General features: G+C 33.5%; 15 protein-coding genes. 13 read left to right on the plus strand and 2 right to left on the minus strand.

Annotation, left to right across the window (positions count from 1 at the left end):
• Positions 1-98 precede the first annotated feature (98 nt).
• Genes tsaE through tsaD form a run of 4 tightly spaced genes read left to right on the plus strand, consistent with a single transcriptional unit; the run spans position 99 to position 2,739 of the window.
• Positions 99-560, plus strand: coding sequence for a tRNA (adenosine(37)-N6)-threonylcarbamoyltransferase complex ATPase subunit type 1 TsaE (gene tsaE, locus CUL_RS0106375; RefSeq protein ID WP_005584483.1), 462 nt, complete (start codon positions 99-101; stop codon positions 558-560).
• Positions 557-1,255 carry a tRNA (adenosine(37)-N6)-threonylcarbamoyltransferase complex dimerization subunit type 1 TsaB gene (tsaB, locus tag CUL_RS0106380; RefSeq protein WP_025640857.1) on the plus strand — a complete coding sequence of 233 codons (699 nt, stop codon included), beginning with the start codon at positions 557-559 and terminating at the stop codon, positions 1,253-1,255. The genes tsaE and tsaB overlap by 4 nt, the downstream gene beginning before the upstream one ends.
• Positions 1,256-1,257: 2 nt before the next feature.
• Positions 1,258-1,707 carry a ribosomal protein S18-alanine N-acetyltransferase gene (gene rimI, locus CUL_RS0106385; protein WP_005584480.1) on the plus strand — a complete coding sequence of 150 codons (450 nt, stop codon included), beginning with the start codon at positions 1,258-1,260 and terminating at the stop codon, positions 1,705-1,707.
• Positions 1,708-1,719: 12 nt separating this feature from the next.
• Positions 1,720-2,739: a tRNA (adenosine(37)-N6)-threonylcarbamoyltransferase complex transferase subunit TsaD gene (gene tsaD, locus CUL_RS0106390; RefSeq protein WP_005584478.1), complete on the plus strand. Its 1,020-nt coding sequence runs from the start codon at positions 1,720-1,722 to the stop codon at positions 2,737-2,739.
• Positions 2,740-2,899: 160 nt separating this feature from the next.
• Here tsaD and abc-f read toward each other — a convergent pair whose 3' ends face one another.
• Positions 2,900-4,807 carry a ribosomal protection-like ABC-F family protein gene (abc-f, locus tag CUL_RS0106395; RefSeq protein ID WP_005584477.1) on the minus strand — a complete coding sequence of 636 codons (1,908 nt, stop codon included), beginning with the start codon at positions 4,805-4,807 and terminating at the stop codon, positions 2,900-2,902.
• Positions 4,808-4,884: 77 nt separating this feature from the next.
• Positions 4,885-5,100: a hypothetical protein gene (locus tag CUL_RS16825; protein ID WP_025640858.1), complete on the minus strand. Its 216-nt coding sequence runs from the start codon at positions 5,098-5,100 to the stop codon at positions 4,885-4,887.
• 163 nt (positions 5,101-5,263) lie between these two features.
• On the opposite strand from CUL_RS16825, the gene CUL_RS0106405 reads away from it, so the two are divergent.
• The 9 genes from CUL_RS0106405 to CUL_RS0106445 all read left to right on the plus strand — a co-directional run bounded on the left by CUL_RS0106405 (position 5,264) and on the right by CUL_RS0106445 (position 16,738).
• Positions 5,264-5,911 (plus strand): redox-sensing transcriptional repressor Rex, encoded by a 648-nt coding sequence (locus tag CUL_RS0106405; protein ID WP_005584475.1) that lies wholly within the window; start codon positions 5,264-5,266, stop codon positions 5,909-5,911.
• 267 nt (positions 5,912-6,178) lie between these two features.
• Positions 6,179-7,318 carry an acyl-CoA dehydrogenase gene (locus tag CUL_RS0106410; RefSeq protein WP_005584474.1) on the plus strand — a complete coding sequence of 380 codons (1,140 nt, stop codon included), beginning with the start codon at positions 6,179-6,181 and terminating at the stop codon, positions 7,316-7,318.
• Between the two features lie 21 nt (positions 7,319-7,339).
• Positions 7,340-8,131 carry an electron transfer flavoprotein subunit beta/FixA family protein gene (locus CUL_RS0106415; protein ID WP_005584473.1) on the plus strand — a complete coding sequence of 264 codons (792 nt, stop codon included), beginning with the start codon at positions 7,340-7,342 and terminating at the stop codon, positions 8,129-8,131.
• Between the two features lie 405 nt (positions 8,132-8,536).
• On the plus strand, positions 8,537-9,037 hold the full coding sequence (locus tag CUL_RS0106420; RefSeq protein WP_269077321.1) for an electron transfer flavoprotein subunit beta/FixA family protein: 501 nt from the start codon (positions 8,537-8,539) through the stop codon (positions 9,035-9,037).
• 28 nt (positions 9,038-9,065) lie between these two features.
• Positions 9,066-10,274 carry an electron transfer flavoprotein subunit alpha gene (locus CUL_RS0106425; RefSeq protein ID WP_005584472.1) on the plus strand — a complete coding sequence of 403 codons (1,209 nt, stop codon included), beginning with the start codon at positions 9,066-9,068 and terminating at the stop codon, positions 10,272-10,274.
• A 189-nt stretch (positions 10,275-10,463) separates the two neighbouring features.
• A complete protein-coding gene (locus CUL_RS0106430; protein ID WP_025640860.1) occupies positions 10,464-12,524 on the plus strand; it encodes a sigma-54 interaction domain-containing protein in 2,061 nt (686 codons plus the stop codon).
• Between the two features lie 300 nt (positions 12,525-12,824).
• On the plus strand, positions 12,825-14,192 hold the full coding sequence (locus tag CUL_RS0106435) for a sodium-dependent transporter (protein ID WP_025640861.1): 1,368 nt from the start codon (positions 12,825-12,827) through the stop codon (positions 14,190-14,192).
• Between the two features lie 190 nt (positions 14,193-14,382).
• On the plus strand, positions 14,383-16,161 hold the full coding sequence (gene iorA, locus CUL_RS0106440) for an indolepyruvate ferredoxin oxidoreductase subunit alpha (protein WP_025640862.1): 1,779 nt from the start codon (positions 14,383-14,385) through the stop codon (positions 16,159-16,161).
• A 1-nt stretch (position 16,162) separates the two neighbouring features.
• A complete protein-coding gene (locus CUL_RS0106445; RefSeq protein ID WP_005584470.1) occupies positions 16,163-16,738 on the plus strand; it encodes an indolepyruvate oxidoreductase subunit beta in 576 nt (191 codons plus the stop codon).
• The last annotated feature ends 11 nt before the right edge of the window (positions 16,739-16,749 follow it).

The following is a 16,749-nucleotide window of genomic DNA, read 5'->3' on the forward strand; positions in this document are numbered from 1 at the left end:
CCCAAAGCTAGACCTAAGAAATTGTGAACTGTTAATTGTGAATTGAATAACCCCGTGTTATAATAATAGGTAGTTTATAGAATAGGAAGGTTGATTTAATGGTTAGAATAGTATTAAAAGGGTTGAAGGAAACAAAAGAGTTTGGAGAAAAACTAGGAGGGCTTTTGGAGGGTGGAGATTTACTATCTTTAACAGGAGATTTAGGTGCTGGAAAGACTACTTTAACTAAGTCTATAGGTGTGGGTTTAGGAGTTTCTGATTATATTACCAGCCCTACTTTTACACTAATTAATGAGTACAAGGGCAGAGTTTGGTTATACCATTTTGATGTATATAGATTGGAAGACGAAGAGGATCTACTAGATTTAGGTTATGAAGATTATTTTTACTCCAATGGTGTTACCATAGTAGAATGGGGAGATAAAATAGAAGAAATTTTACCAGCAAATAGGATAAATATTAATATTGAGAAGGGGAAAGAACTGGATGAAAGGATAATAACTCTATCAGGACAAGGGGATAGATATGATAAAATAGTTAAGGAGTTGAATATAAATTGAGAGTATTAGGGGTAGATACATCTACTATGATGGCAACTTGTGCTGTTTTAGATGGTGAAAAATTATTAGGAGAGTATTCTTTAAACCAAGATATGAGTCATTCTGAAAGCTTAGTGCCAATGATCAAAGAGATGTTGGATAGTTTAAACTTACAAGTATCAGATATAGATCTATATGGGGTATCCCTGGGGCCTGGTTCCTTTACAGGTCTTAGAATTGGAATTGCTACAGTAAAATCCTTTGCCCATGTATTCAACAAGCCTATTATAGGGGTTTCTACTTTAGAGGGATTAGCCTTTAATTTAGCTCATGGAGGTACCATAGTACCTATGATAGATGCTAGAAGGAATAGGGTTTATACAGGTATATATAAATGGGAAAAGGGCAGGCTTATTAATATATTAAAACCTTCAATAAAGGAAATGGAAGAATTATTAGAACTACTTAATAAGGATTATGATAATATAATGGTAAATGGCAACGGTGCTTTACTTCATAAAGAAAAGATAGAGGATAGTTTGAAAGGTAAGGTAAGGTTATCTCCAATTAGCTTAAATAGTTGTAGGGCAGCAAGTATAGCAGAGTTGGCTTTATTAAATAGACATGGAGAAAATCAATACAATTATTACAATCTTGTTCCAGAATATCTAAGGGAATCTCAAGCACAACGAGAGTTAAGAAAGAGGGAAAGTTAATTATGGAAATATCCATTCGGGAAATGAGAGAAGAAGATTTAGATCGAGTAATGGAAATTGAGAAGAAAGCATTTACTCCTCCATGGTCAAGGGAGGCCTTTTTATTAGAGCTAACTAAGAATCTATTAGCCAAATACATAGTAGCAGTAATAGACGGAGATGTAGCTGGTTATGGAGGCATATGGCTTATATTAGATGAAGGACATATTACCAATATTGCGGTAGATGAAAAATATAGGGGATTAGGCATTGGCAACAAACTTTTAGAAGGCCTTATCCAATTATGCATAGATAGAAATATAAGAGCTATGACCTTGGAAGTTAGAAAGTCCAACGAAATAGCCAAATCTCTTTATAAAAAATATGGATTTAAAGAATATGGAATTAGGCCCAAGTATTATCAGGATAATAACGAAGATGCAATAATAATGTGGAAAAGCATCCAATTTTAATGAGGTGAAAACATGAAGAAAGATATACTAACATTAGCTATAGAGACTTCCTGTGATGAAACTTCCTGTGCTGTAATTAGAAATGGTAGGGAAGTTTTGTCCAATATTATTTCTTCTCAAATAGAAATTCACAAAAAATTTGGAGGAGTAGTTCCAGAAGTAGCTTCAAGAAAACATATTGAAAATATGAATGTGATCATTCAACAAGCTTTAGATGATGGAGGTATTAGCTTTAATGATATAGATTTAATAGGAGTGACCCAAGGTCCTGGGTTGGTGGGAGCCTTACTTGTGGGTATATCTAGCGCCAAGGCCATAGCCTATGCCTTGAACAAACCTTTAGTAGGGGTAAACCATATAGAAGGCCATATTTGTGCCAACTATATAGATCATAAGGATCTAGAACCTCCTTTTACCTGTTTAATAGTATCAGGAGGACATACCTATCTAGTTCAAACAGAAGGCTATACTCAATACGAATTAATTGGCAGAACCCGAGATGATGCAGCAGGAGAAGCCTTTGATAAAGTAGCAAGAGCTTTAGGCCTGTCCTATCCTGGAGGACCATTAATAGATAAATTGTCTAAAGAAGGTAATCCCAATGCTATAGATTTTCCAAGGGTATATTTAGAACCAAATAGTTACGATTTTAGTTTTAGTGGTCTAAAGACTGCAGTATTAAACTATCTCAATCAAACTAAACAAAAAGGGGAGGAAATAGTAGTTAAGGATGTAGCGGCAAGTTTTCAACAAGCGGTAATAGAAGTTCTGGTGGAAAAGACCATAAAACTTGCAAAGGAAAGGAAATCCCGAAAGATAGTTATGGCTGGAGGGGTAGCAGCTAATGAAGGATTGAGAAACTTAATGGAAAAAAGAGGCCGAGAAGAGAAAATAGATATATACTATCCTTCTAGAATACTGTGTACGGACAATGCTGCCATGGTAGGTTCTGCTGCCTACTTTAATTATATTGAGGGACAGGTTTCCGACCTATATTTAAACGTAGAGCCAAATTTAGAGTTAAAAGGATAATTATCAACAATATTTCCACATTATCTTCACAAAACCTTATAGGTTTACAATAAAGGATTGTGGATAATGTGGAAAGGCTTGTCCAAACACTTAAAATAGGACAAGTACATGTGGATAATTTTGTGGATTCTGTGTATAAGATGGAGATAAAATGGGAAAACTAATTTTCTGTTAATATTATCCATTTTTCATAGAGGGAATCTAAATCCATCTGAATATTCTCCCTATCCTTAGTCAATTGGATAATTCTATCTGGTTCTTCATACAATTCAGGTTGGCATAATAATCTATCCAATTCTTCAATTTTCTTTTCTTTTTCTTCAATTATTTCTTCCAATGCTAATATTTCCTTTTTTCTCTTTTTTTCTATTGCCCTTCGTTCTCTTTCTTTTTTTCTTTCCAGTTTAATCTGAGTTTTTGTCCTATAATCATGTTCTTCTTCAACTATTATTTCATTTTTTTTCTCCAAATAATAATCATAATCTCCAAGATATTCAGCAATTCCTTCTTTTGTCAATTCCAATATTTTATCCGTAACTTTATTCAAAAAATACCTATCATGGGATATTACCAAAAGAGTCCCCTCATAATCTTTAAGGGCATCTTCCAGTACTTCCTTTGAATAAATATCCAAATGGTTAGTGGGTTCATCCATTAGAAGGAAATTAGCGTTAGAAAGCATCATCTTTAAAAGGGCTAACCTTCCCCTTTCCCCACCGCTCAATTCTTCTATTTCTTTGAATATATCGTCTCCAATAAATAGGAATCGGCTGAGGATAGACCGTATTTGATAATGGTCAAATTTAGGGTTTTCATCCCATATTTCATCGATTATTGTCTTGTCTAAGTTTAATTTAGTTTGTTCTTGATCAAAATACCCAGTATGAACCTGATGACCTAAAGTGATACTACCTGTATCATAAGGAATCTGCCCAAATATCATTTTAAACAGAGTAGTCTTTCCTATTCCATTAGGCCCTATTAGTCCAACTTTTTCTCCCCTATATATGGTAAAGTTAATATCCTCTAATAATTTAAAATCTCCAAAGGATTTTTCCAGTTGTTCAACTTTAAGGACTTCCTTACCACTTTTTATCTTTGGTTCAAAGGAAATTTTTACTTTTTTAGTATCCAAAGGCTTATCTATGGTTTTCATTTTATCTAGTAATTTTTGTCTACTTTGAGCTTGCCTTATATAGCGCCTATCTCCATAATTATAAAATCGCTTAATGATCTCTTCTTGTCTTTTAATCTCCCTTTGCTGATTTTCATAATCTTTCTTTAACAATTCCAGTTCTTTTTTTCTCTCTTTCATAAATCTTGAATAATTAGTATTATATGTTTTTAATTTTAAATTTTCCAAATGAAATATCCTAGTCACTACATTATCTAAAAAATATCTATCATGGGATATTATTAAGGCAGCACCTTTATACTCCAAAAGATAGGACTCTAACCAATTTATAGCATCAATATCTAAATGGTTAGTAGGCTCGTCTAATAATAATAGATCAGGTTTTTCCAATAATAGCTTGGCTAAAGAAAGCCTTGCTTTTTGGCCTCCACTTAATACATTTATTTCTTTATCAAATTCTTCTTCCTTAAAACCAAGACCTTTCAAAACTCCTTTAATCTCACTTTTATAACCATAGCCATTTTTATTATTGAACTCTTCAAGTAGATTAGAATATTCAGCCATTAGCTGGTTTAATCTTTTCGATGAGCCTTTAGAACTTTCATGACTAATTTCATGTTCTAAGGTCCTTAAATTTTTTTCCATTTCAATTAAAGGTTCAAAAACCTCAAGACATTCCTGAAAAATAGTTTTGTCGCTATTCATATCCGTATGTTGCCGCAAGTATCCTATTTTTAAATCCTTTTGGACATAGATTTCCCCTTCATCCTTAGAAATATTTCCTACTAAAATATTTAAAAGCGTGGTTTTCCCCGATCCATTAAGGCCTATAAGGCCAATTTTATCTCCATCCTCTATTGTAAAGCTAATATCCTCTAAAATTTTATCAACTACATAAGTTTTTGATATATTATTACATGAAAGAACTATCATATTCAATCTCCTAACTTTTACATACTGTATCTTCTATTTTACCAAAAAAAATAGCCCTTTTAAAGTATAGGGCTTCATTAGGATTTTAAATCTAGTTCCATAGCTAAACTTGTGAGAACTTTATCTATTAAGTCTACATCGCATTTTCTTTCTTTAGTAAAATGGCTACAATTCTCACAGCTTTCAAATTTTTCATCATATACTTGAGAAGTCATATCTAAAGAATCTTCTTTCTGTGGATTATAAGAATCACAGTATATAGCTATTTTTCTTAATTGTTCTTTACTTGCCATAATTTCCTCCTTTTTGGTTGCTATAGTAGTATTATAGGTAATATATTTTTTAATATACATTTACTAAAATGGATAAAAAGGAGCTATAATTGACCTATTAATGACAAAGTGTTATAATAATATCAGCCAAAATTTTTAATTAGGAATAGATAGGGGTGTGAAAATGGAGAGAGAAAATAGAGTTTCCATAACTGTGATTAGGAGATTGCCTAAATACTATAGATATTTAGGAGATTTACTTAGAAAAGGAATTAATAGGATTTCTTCTCAAGAATTAAGCAAGATGACCGGTTTTACTGCTTCTCAAATAAGACAGGATTTAAACAACTTTGGCGGATTTGGGCAACAGGGTTATGGCTATAATGTAGAGGAACTACATGATCAGTTAGGTAAAATATTAGGATTAGACAGAGTTTATAATACTGTAATTGCGGGAGCTGGTAATTTAGGTCAGGCAGTTGCAAATTACAAAGGGTTCCAAGATGCAGGATTTAAAATCCTCGCATTATTCGATAAGAATCCAAAACTGATAGGATTGAAAATCCGAGATATAGAAATTAGAGATGTAGATGAGTTGGAAAAATATATAAAAGAAAACAATGTAGAAATTGGTATTATAACTACTCCTAAGGAAAGCGCTCAAGATGTTGCAGATATCTATAGTAGAAGTGGAATAAAAGGTATCTGGAACTTTGCCCCAGCAGATCTTAGGGTGGATGATGAAATGATAGTAGAAAATGTTCATCTTAACGAATCCTTATTTACTCTATCTTATTTTTTAAATAATAAGTCAGATTATATCAGAGACTAATAATATCAAATTATATCGTCAAACATATCACAATAAACCCAGTTATTTTCTAAAAATTTAATATTAATTTAACAAAAATTGTGTGCAAATGCCTATAATCTTAGGAAAACCTGAAATTATAGGCGTTTGCAATGGCAATATTAAATAAGTATTGGATTAAAATATAGACAGAAAGGTCAAAAAATTAACAAATTTTATAGAAATAATTAGTAAAATGGTTTATAATTAAATATGTAGAGTAGTAGTTAAAATCAGGGAGGGAAAAATATGGATTTCAATTTATCAAAAGAACAGGAAATGATAAGAAATGTATTGAAAGAATTTGCTGAAAAGGAAGTTAAACCTATTGCAGCAGAAATCGATGAATCTAGCAGATTCCCAAGAGAAACAGTGGAAAAAATGGCTAAGTATCATGTTCTAGGCATACCTTTTCCTGTAGAATACGGTGGAGCTGGGGGGGACGAAGTTGCCTATGCCATAGCTGTAGAAGAATTATCAAAAGTATGTGCCACTACAGGGGTTATACTTTCTGCCCACACTTCTTTAGGTTGTTGGCCAATTTATAGATATGGGACAGAAGAACAGAAAGAGAAGTACTTAGTTCCTATGGCAAAAGGAGAAAAGTTAGGAGCTTTTGGATTAACGGAACCTAATGCAGGAACAGATGCAGCAGGGCAACAAACGGTGGCAGTATTAGATGGAGATAATTATATATTAAATGGAACTAAACTATTTATAACTAACGGTGGAGAAGCAGATGTTTATATAATATTTGCTATGACGGACAGAAGCAAAGGCACTAGAGGTATATCCGCCTTCATAGTAGAGAAGGATACTCCTGGCTTTACTATAGGTAAAATTGAAGATAAGATGGGTATTAGAGGTTCATCTACTGCAGAGCTAATATTTAGAGATTGTATAATTCCAAAAGAAAACCTCCTTGGGAAAGAGGGGAAAGGATTTGGAATCGCCATGTCAACATTAGACGGTGGAAGAATAGGTATAGCGGCTCAAGCTTTAGGTATAGCTGAAGGTGCTTTAGAGGAAACCATTAAATATATTAAGGAGAGACAACAATTTGGTAGACCTTTAGCTAAGTTCCAAGGTTTACAATGGATGGTTGCTGATATGGCTACTGAAATAGAAGCTGCAAAGTTATTGGTTTACAAAGCAGCCTATAATAAGGCAAATGGGTTGCCTTATAATAAAGAAGCAGCTATGGCTAAGCTATTTGCAGCCAACACAGCAATGAATGTTACCACAAAATGTGTCCAATTACATGGTGGTTATGGATATACTAAGGATTATCCTGTAGAAAGAATGATGAGGGATGCAAAGATTACCGAAATATATGAAGGTACTTCTCAAGTACAGCAAATGGTTATTGCAGCTAACCTTTTAAGATAACTAGGTGAAGGAGGAATATAGATGAATATTATAGTATGTGTTAAACAGGTTCCAGATACCAATGAAGTTAAGATAGATCCTGTCAAAGGTACCCTAATTCGTGAGGGTGTACCAAGTATTATCAATCCCGATGATAAAAATGCTTTAGAAGAAGCATTAAAGATTAAAGATAGAAATAAAGATGTAAAAGTTACCGTCCTTAGTATGGGGCCTCCCCAAGCAGAAGTAGCTTTGATTGAAGCTATCGCTATGGGTGCAGATGAAGGAATCCTTTTAAGCGACAGGGCCTTTGCAGGTTCTGATACTTGGGCTACATCTACTGCTTTGGCTGCTGGTATTAAGCATATAGGAAACTATGACATTATATTTTGTGGAAGACAAGCTATAGATGGAGATACTGCCCAGGTAGGGCCTCAAATTGCAGAACATTTAGGTATTCCACAGATAACCTATGTGGAAGAACTTAATATAGAAAATAGTAAGGTTAGGGCAAGAAGAGCCCTTGAAGATGGATACTTTATGATAGAATCTAAAATGCCAGTATTAGTTACTGCTATCAAAGAATTAAATGAGCCTAGATATCCATCTATAAAAGGAATATATGAAGCCTATAAAGGGGACAAGGTTAAAGTATTATCGGCTAAAGATATCAAAGCTGATGAAAATAATATTGGGCTAGATGGTTCACCTACCCAAGTTAATAAATCTTTTACTCCGCCAGGAAGAGGCGGTGAATCAGAAATCATTGAAGGAAGTCCTAAAGAACAAGCAAGAGAACTAATCGTTAGATTAAAAGAGGAAAAAATCATATAATTTTTATTAAGTAATTGCGAAACTCTTTCTAAAAACTGAATAATAGGAATATAGATCCTTCAAAAAAAGAGTTTCAAGAATGGAAAGTGGAATCCAAGTGAAAGTTTAGCGAGAACTAAAAGTTGTTCTTAAAAAAGGGTACACAAAATAAAGGTATCAAATTTCTAGAAAAATGAATATCTAAAATAAATACCTAAGCAATTAATGGTTTTAAACTTCTGATGTACTCGTGCTTATGTATTTTATCAGCAAGGACAACAGTAATTAATTGTGTGATGCCTGCTAGTAGTAAATCGGCATGAATGGTTTTCTCATTTTGGGTTTTACGTCCAGCAATACAGAAACTTTCTTTAAAATGATTTATGGACTGCTCTACTACTGAACGGATTTTATAAACTTTATCCCATNTCTACTGCTTTGGCTGCTGGTATTAAGCATATAGGAAACTATGACATTATATTTTGTGGAAGACAAGCTATAGATGGAGATACTGCCCAGGTAGGGCCTCAAATTGCAGAACATTTAGGTATTCCACAGATAACCTATGTGGAAGAACTTAATATAGAAAATAGTAAGGTTAGGGCAAGAAGAGCCCTTGAAGATGGATACTTTATGATAGAATCTAAAATGCCAGTATTAGTTACTGCTATCAAAGAATTAAATGAGCCTAGATATCCATCTATAAAAGGAATATATGAAGCCTATAAAGGGGACAAGGTTAAAGTATTATCGGCTAAAGATATCAAAGCTGATGAAAATAATATTGGGCTAGATGGTTCACCTACCCAAGTTAATAAATCTTTTACTCCGCCAGGAAGAGGCGGTGAATCAGAAATCATTGAAGGAAGTCCTAAAGAACAAGCAAGAGAACTAATCGTTAGATTAAAAGAGGAAAAAATCATATAATTTTTATTCTTGAGAGGAGGATGTAGGTATGGCAGTAAAAGTATTGGAAGAAAAATGTATTGGTTGTGGCGTATGTGTTAGCGCCTGTCCTTTTGAAGCTATAGATATGGTAGATGATAAAGCCTTTATAACAGATAAATGTACTGCATGTGGAGTTTGTGTCGAAAAATGTCCCGTAGAAGCTATAGAAAAGGAAGAGGAGAAAAAACAAGGAGTTAATATAGAAGAATACGAGGGAGTTTGGGTTTTTGCGGAACAAAGAGATGGAAATCTAATGAATGTTTCCATAGAACTTCTTGGAGAAGGACGAAAGATTGCCGATGAATTAGGTACAGAGTTAACGGCTATTTTATTAGGTAGGAATGTTAATAATTTAGCAGAAAGACTAGTCAAATATGGAGCAGACAATGTTTTATATGCAGATAGTCCTTTATTGGAAGTATATACAACAGATGGATATACTAAGGTAATATGTGATTTAATTAAAACAAGAAAACCGGAAATTATGTTAATTGGCGCTACCAATATAGGCAGGGATTTAGGTCCAAGGATTTCTGCTAGAATACACACAGGGCTTACTGCAGATTGTACAAGACTTGATGTAGATTTAGAAAATAGAAGGTTGATGCAAACACGACCAGCCTTTGGCGGAAATTTGATGGCAACTATAATATGTCCTAACTATAGACCTCAGATGTCTACAGTTAGACCAGGAGTTATGGAAAAGGCAAAATATGATGAAAATAGGGAAGGCAATATTGAAGTATTTGATCCTCAACTAACGGAGGAAGATATTAAGGCAAAGGTTATAGAATTTGTAAAAGAAAAGAAAGCCCAGGTTAAATTAGAAGAAGCACCTATTATAGTATCGGGTGGTAGGGGATTAGGAACTCCAGAAGGGTTCAAACTAATAGAAGAATTAGCAGAAAAATTAGGTGGAGTAGTGGGAGCTAGCCGTGCTACTGTAGACGCTGGCTGGATAGATCAACCTCATCAAGTAGGTCAAACTGGGAAAACTGTAAGACCTGGTTTATATGTGGCCTGCGGTATCTCAGGAGCAATCCAGCATTTAGCTGGTATGCAGGAGTCAAAGATTATTATTGCTATCAATAAAGATAAAGATGCACCTATATTTGAAGTAGCAGATTATGGAATAGTTGGAGATGTATATGAAGTATTGCCAGAGTTAATAAAAGGTTTAGATAATATAGATGAGATAATAGAAAGCGTAAATTAATCAACAAAGGCACGAGGTTATGTTGTATATATAACCTCGTGCCTTTTTATTATTCTTAATATAGATAACAGAAGGTTTACTTATATTTGTTGAAGGCAAAATGCCCTTTTATACAATTATAAATTGAATACTTATCCCTTTTATGATAAGTTTAATTATAGACAATTTGGAAGTAGGTGGGAGAACCTCATGAAAAAAACATTAGCTATTGTAAGCTATAGTATAGAATCGGTAAATTCATACTATGCACAGATAAGGGCTCTGTTTGCTGAAAGCATTATTGTTAAAAAAGTTACCATAGATGATATTAATACTATCAAAAATATTGATACAGATGTGGTATTGGTCCCCTCATATGATATGTTTGAAAAGGTAAAAAAATATATAAAGAAAGATACGGATATAATATTTGCTAATAGAACAATATCTCGGGTAGGTTTACAAAAGATAATGGAAATTAAAAAAAGTAGCAAGGTAATTCTAATTGATGAAAGCCCTGAAATGACAGAACAGATGATATCAGTAATCTACCAATTAGGTGTAAGACATATTAGTTTGGAATCCTATTGGACAGTGGGGAAAGAAGATATTAATGATAAACCTGTTATTATCTTGGGCCAATCTGAGCATTTGCCAGCTTATGCAAAGAAGATTATTAATATAGGGAATAGTCTTTTAGACTTTAACACCATAATGGACATAGGAATTAAATTCGACTTAATCCATATGTTAAATAGACAGGATATTTCAAAATCTTATGTGGAAGTAGAATCTGCTAATTTTGGGCTAGAAGAGATATTGGGAATGCTTAATAGCCGTGAAAGTCAGTTGGATATATTGCTTCAAACTATCGATGCAGGGGTTATTGGTATAGATACCGAAGGACATATATTCTTATTTAATCATAATGCTGAAAAAATTATAGGCCTTTCAAAAGAGGATATGATCAGCAAAAATGGAATAGAATTATTTCCTCATATACCATTTAAACATGTTCTCAGAGACTTAGAATCCATAGAAGAAAAATTGATAAAAATCCATGGGGAATACGTTGTAGTATCTATAAACCCCTTAGTACATTCAAACAAATCCTATGGCGCTGTTGCCATAATGAGGAGATACAAGGATACTGAAAAAAGACAACATAAGATAAGAAAACAGTTAATTGGAAAAGGGCATGTGGCAAAATATCATTTCAATAATATAATGGGTAGAAGCAGTGCTATTAATAAAAGCAAAAGTATTGCCAAAAGAATGGCAAATTCTAACTCTTCAATATTGATTACTGGGGAAACAGGCACAGGAAAAGAACTATTTGCTCAAGCAATTCATAATAGCTCACCGCGAAAAAATTATCCATTTGTAGCTATTAATTGTGGTGCTTTTCCAGAAAGTCTTTTGGAAAGTGAATTATTTGGATATGAAGAAGGTGCTTTTACCGGTGCGCGTAAAGGTGGGAAACCAGGACTTTTTGAATTGGCTCATAATGGGACTTTGTTTTTAGATGAAATCTCCGAAATTCCCATGAACCTTCAAGTTAAACTCCTTAGAGTCCTTCAGGAAAAGGAAGTAGTACGACTAGGAGGAGATAGTATAATAAATGTGGATTTTAGGGTAATAGCAGCTACAAACAAAAACTTAAAAAGCATGGTTAATGAAGGAAAATTTAGAGAAGATCTATATTATAGACTGAACGTTTTACCGCTAAAAATACCCCCTTTAAGAACTAGAAAGGAAGATATATTATTTTTGTTTGAAGAAACAAAAAAGCAATTTAATGGCAATTTTATGTTAACAGAAAAGGCAAAAGAATTGATATTGAGCCACAATTGGGATGGAAATGTAAGAGAGATAATAAATTGTGTAGAATATCTTGTAAATTTAGATTCAAGAATAATAGATGCAAAAGATCTACCCTTTGAATACGAAGAAAATTTAGATACTGAAATGAATATTCAAATTCAAAGAGAAATAATGATAGAATTTTTAAAAACTACTAGCCATGACTTAAGGAAATATATTTTTATATTGGAAGAGTTAAAGAAAGCTTATATTAATAATAGAAGATTGGGAAGAAGGAGCATTCATAAAATAGCAAAATCAAATGGAATATTTTTAAGCGAACAAGAGATTAGAAGAATGTTGATTGAATTAGAGGAATTGCAAATGGTAAAAGTATGTAAAGGACGAGCAGGAACTGTAATAACTAGGGAAGGGTTAAATATTTTGGAATATATTAGATTGGGTTAAATGGTACCAAATTACAATACCATTTAACCCAATTATTATTATAAAAACTGTTAGGATGAAAAGTTTTTTAAGAAGATAGGTGGCATTCATATTAAAAATAGTGAAAATATTCACAAAGTTCTAACTATTATTTATTGGCATAGAAAATGCATCTTTAATAAGTTAAAGTACTAGAATCTATTCTCAAAATGTTGTATATTAAAAGTCTAAAACTAAATAGGGAGGTAATGCAAATGGATTATGGAAAGTTGATTAAGTAATGGCTAAAGTAAATGAAAAAATGAATTAAGGAGGATTATTGTGAACAATACGGAATTACAAACAAAAGGTAGCAGGGAACAGTTTAAAACTAGGTTTGGTTTTATTATGGCGGTAGCTGGCTCTGCAGTAGGTTTGGGTAATATATGGAGATTTCCATATATTACTGGTGTCCACGGTGGTGGGGCATTTGTCATAATATATTTAGTAAGTATATTTATAATTGGGGCTACTATTGCACTGACTGAAATGGCCATAGGTAGACATGGAGGCTCGGATGTTGTTGAAGCATATGGTCAGTATGATAAAAGATTTAGAATCCCTGGATTTCTTTCAATGATAGCAGTTACAGTTCTTATGTCTTTTTATAATATAATTGGCGGTTGGTCAATCTATTATTTTATTCAAATTATATCAGGGAAATTTACCGGCATAAGTTCAGGGGAAGTAGAATCGATCTTTGGTAATTTTATTGTGAATTCTCCTCAAGTTGCTATATTTACAATTATATTTTTAGCAGTCAATACTATAGTTATAGTTAAAGGTATTACGGAAGGGATAGAAAGAGTTTCTTCTATTGTAATGCCTGCATTGTTCGTGTTGCTAATTGTGCTAGTTATTCGTTCTTTGACGCTTCCAGGAGCAAAGGAAGGTGTGATTTGGTATTTAAAGCCAGATTTTTCTAAAGTAACAGGCTCAACTATTGTAGCTGCTGTAGGCCAGGCTTTCTTTACTCTAAGCCTTGGTTCTGGTGCTATGGCAACTTACGCAAGTTATTTAAGCAAAGATGAAAGTCTGCCTAAGGCTACATATTCAGTTGTAATCACCGATACACTTGTTGCATTATTAGCTGGACTTGCAATTTTACCTGCTGTATTTGCTTTTGGGGTATCACCAGGTGAAGGTCCAGGGTTAGTTTTTGTAACCTTACCAAGTATTTTTGGTAAAATTCCATTTGGAGCTTTTTTTGGGGCAATGTTTTTTGCTTTCTTTTTCTTTGCTGCCTTAACATCTTCTATTTCCATGTTAGAGGTATCTGTGACCTATCTTATTGAGAAAAAAAAGATGGAGAGAAAAAAAGCGGCCATTATTATGAGCATAGTTGTATTGTTATTAGGTATCCCGCCTTTAATGAGTTTTGGAAGTTGGAGTCATATTGAAATATTTGGTTTAGGACTCTTTGATCTATACGATTATTTCGTATCCAATATTTCCATGCCTTTAGTCGGATTAGCTGGGGCTTTGGTAATTTGTTGGGTATGGGATAAACAAGTTGCTAAAGATGAGGTTACTAGTAATAGTAAATTTGAATTTAGATTATTCAATATCTGGTATAATTTAACTAAATACCTTGTTCCCATATTATTAATACTTGTGTTTTTAACTGCTACTGGAATTTTAAAAATATAAAATATAATTGATGGCATATATTTTGCATTATTTTTTATTGAATCTAAAATTATTGTAACTAAATAATCTATCATAAGGTTTTCCTTCCTTTGTTTTCAAAAACAAAATTTATAATATCTTAAACAAAACCTATTCAAGGAAAGGAAAACCTTTTTACCAAAATAATTTTTGACGAAAGGGAGGACATTAAATGAAAAAGCTATTGACGGGAAATGAAGCTATAGCTCTTGGTGCTTACGAAGCTGGTATTCATTATGCAGCTGCTTATCCTGGAACACCAAGTACAGAGATATTGGAAGAATTAGCTGTTTATAAAGAAGAAGTAATAGCGGAATGGGCACCAAATGAAAAAGTTGCATTAGAGTCGGCTTTAGGCGCTTCCATATTTGGAGCCAGGTCTCTAGCTGCCATGAAGCATGTAGGATTAAATGTGGCAGCTGATCCATTCTTCACTGCAGGCTATACAGGGGTTAATGGAGGAATGATATTGATTACTGCTGATGACCCCGGATTACATTCGTCTCAAAATGAACAGGACAATAGATACTACGCAAAATCTGCAAAAGTAGCCATGATAGAACCAAGTGATAGCCAGGAGGCTAAAGATATGGTTAAATCTGCTATGGAAATAAGTGAAGGATTTGATACACTTGTTTTAATGAGATTGACTACAAGGATATGCCATAGCAAATCTTTAGTAGAAGTGGGGGAAAGAAAAGAAGTGCCTCTAAAGCCATATGAAAAGAATTTGATGAAATACTACGTAGCTCCTGCAGTTGCAAAACAATTACATGTAAAAGTAGAAGAAAGGCTTAAGAGATTAGAAAAGTTTTCTAACGAAACGGATCTAAACTATTTTGAATGGAATGATAAAAAAATAGGCGTAATTTCATCTGGGGTAGCCTACCAATATGCTAAGGAAACATTCAAGGATAATGCATCCTATTTCAAACTAGGATTTACCTACCCTCTTCCAATGGAGAAAATTAGAAAATTTGCTGAGGAAGTGGAGACTCTATATGTGGTAGAGGAATTGGAACCATTTATGGAGGAACAAATTAAGGCTGCTGGCATCCATTGTATGGGTAAGGATAAAATTCCTAATATTTGGGAATTAAATCCGGAAATTGTTGAAAAAGCACTACTTGATAAAGAAAGGGAAACTATAGATTATGATAAATCCATTGTGGTAAATAGACCTCCAACACTGTGTGCAGGATGTCCCCATAGAGGTTTTTTTTATGAACTAGGTAAGAGAAAGAATACTATAATATCTGGGGATATTGGTTGTTATACTTTAGGTGGAGCAGAGCCATTAAATGCTATGGATACAACTATATGCATGGGAGCCAGTGTTAGTTTAGGACATGGCATGGAGAAATTAATCGATAAATATAATGATGATAAGAGGGTAGTTAGTGTTATTGGCGATTCTACTTTCTTCCATTCTGGAATGACTAGTCTACTAGATGTAGTATACAACAATAGCAACACTATTACCTGTATACTTGACAATAGGGTAACTGGTATGACTGGACACCAAGACAACCCAGGTACAGGTTATACTCTTCAAGGGGAATCTACTAAGATGGCCAATATTCCTGAAATCGTAAAGGCTTTAGGAATCGAGCATGTTAGAACTGTTAATCCCTTAAAACTAGATGAACTCAAGGAAACTTTTGATTGGGCCTATAATCTTGATGGACCTTCGGTAGTAATTTCAAGATGGCCTTGTGCACTTAAAAAACTATCGGAATATGATATAGAAGAATTTGAATATGTACCAGGTGTATGTAAGGTAGACCAAGATAAATGTATTGGTTGTAAAATGTGTGTAAACACAGGCTGCCCAGCAATATACTTTGACAAAGCAGCTAAAAAATCAAGTATTGATGAAACACAATGTGTAGGCTGTGAAGTATGTATGCAAGTATGTCCAGTTAAAGCAATAAGCAAGGTGGGTGAATAGAATGGCTAAAACAAAGAGTATATTATTAGTAGGGGTGGGAGGACAAGGAACAATCCTTGCAAGTAAAATATTATCTGCAGGTCTTGTTGAAGCAGGTTATGATGTTAAAATGTCTGAAATTCATGGCATGGCTCAGAGAGGAGGTAGTGTTTCTACACAGGTAAGATTTGGAGACGATGTATCTTCACCTATTATTGGTAGAGGTGAGGCAGATGTATTGGTTTCTTTTGAAACCATGGAAGCCTTAAGATGGTTAGAATATTTGAAACCTGATGGCAAAGTTGTGGTAAACGATTATAAAATTCCTTCAGCTCCTATACTTATGGGTAAAAGAGATTATCCAGAGGGAGTAATAGATACTATTAGAAACAAAGCTAATACTAGCGTAATAAATGCAACAGAGATTGCAGAGAAACTAGGAAATATGAAGGTTATGAATATTGTATTACTTGGAGCATTAGTTAAAGCAATGGATTTATCGGATATTGATTGGGAAAAAGCAATAAAAGATAATATAAAAGAAAAATTTGTTGATATAAATTTAAAAGCATTCCAAAGAGGAAATAGTGCAATATAGCTATTATTCAA

The organism is [Clostridium] ultunense DSM 10521 (genome assembly GCF_000511955.1).
In the GTDB taxonomy this organism is placed as follows: Bacteria; Bacillota; Clostridia; order Tissierellales; family Tepidimicrobiaceae; genus Schnuerera; species Schnuerera ultunensis.

Coding starts and splice junctions, on each gene's coding strand:
- CUL_RS0106415 (WP_005584473.1), top strand. CDS start 7,340: ATGAATATTATAGTATGTGTTAAACAGGTTCCAGATACCAATGAAGTT.
- CUL_RS0106410 (WP_005584474.1), top strand. CDS start 6,179: ATGGATTTCAATTTATCAAAAGAACAGGAAATGATAAGAAATGTATTG.
- abc-f (WP_005584477.1), bottom strand. CDS start 4,807: ATGATAGTTCTTTCATGTAATAATATATCAAAAACTTATGTAGTTGAT.
- rimI (WP_005584480.1), top strand. CDS start 1,258: ATGGAAATATCCATTCGGGAAATGAGAGAAGAAGATTTAGATCGAGTA.
- iorA (WP_025640862.1), top strand. CDS start 14,383: ATGAAAAAGCTATTGACGGGAAATGAAGCTATAGCTCTTGGTGCTTAC.
- tsaE (WP_005584483.1), top strand. CDS start 99: ATGGTTAGAATAGTATTAAAAGGGTTGAAGGAAACAAAAGAGTTTGGA.
- CUL_RS0106425 (WP_005584472.1), top strand. CDS start 9,066: ATGGCAGTAAAAGTATTGGAAGAAAAATGTATTGGTTGTGGCGTATGT.
- CUL_RS0106445 (WP_005584470.1), top strand. CDS start 16,163: ATGGCTAAAACAAAGAGTATATTATTAGTAGGGGTGGGAGGACAAGGA.
- tsaD (WP_005584478.1), top strand. CDS start 1,720: ATGAAGAAAGATATACTAACATTAGCTATAGAGACTTCCTGTGATGAA.
- CUL_RS0106430 (WP_025640860.1), top strand. CDS start 10,464: ATGAAAAAAACATTAGCTATTGTAAGCTATAGTATAGAATCGGTAAAT.
- CUL_RS16825 (WP_025640858.1), bottom strand. CDS start 5,100: ATGGCAAGTAAAGAACAATTAAGAAAAATAGCTATATACTGTGATTCT.
- CUL_RS0106405 (WP_005584475.1), top strand. CDS start 5,264: ATGGAGAGAGAAAATAGAGTTTCCATAACTGTGATTAGGAGATTGCCT.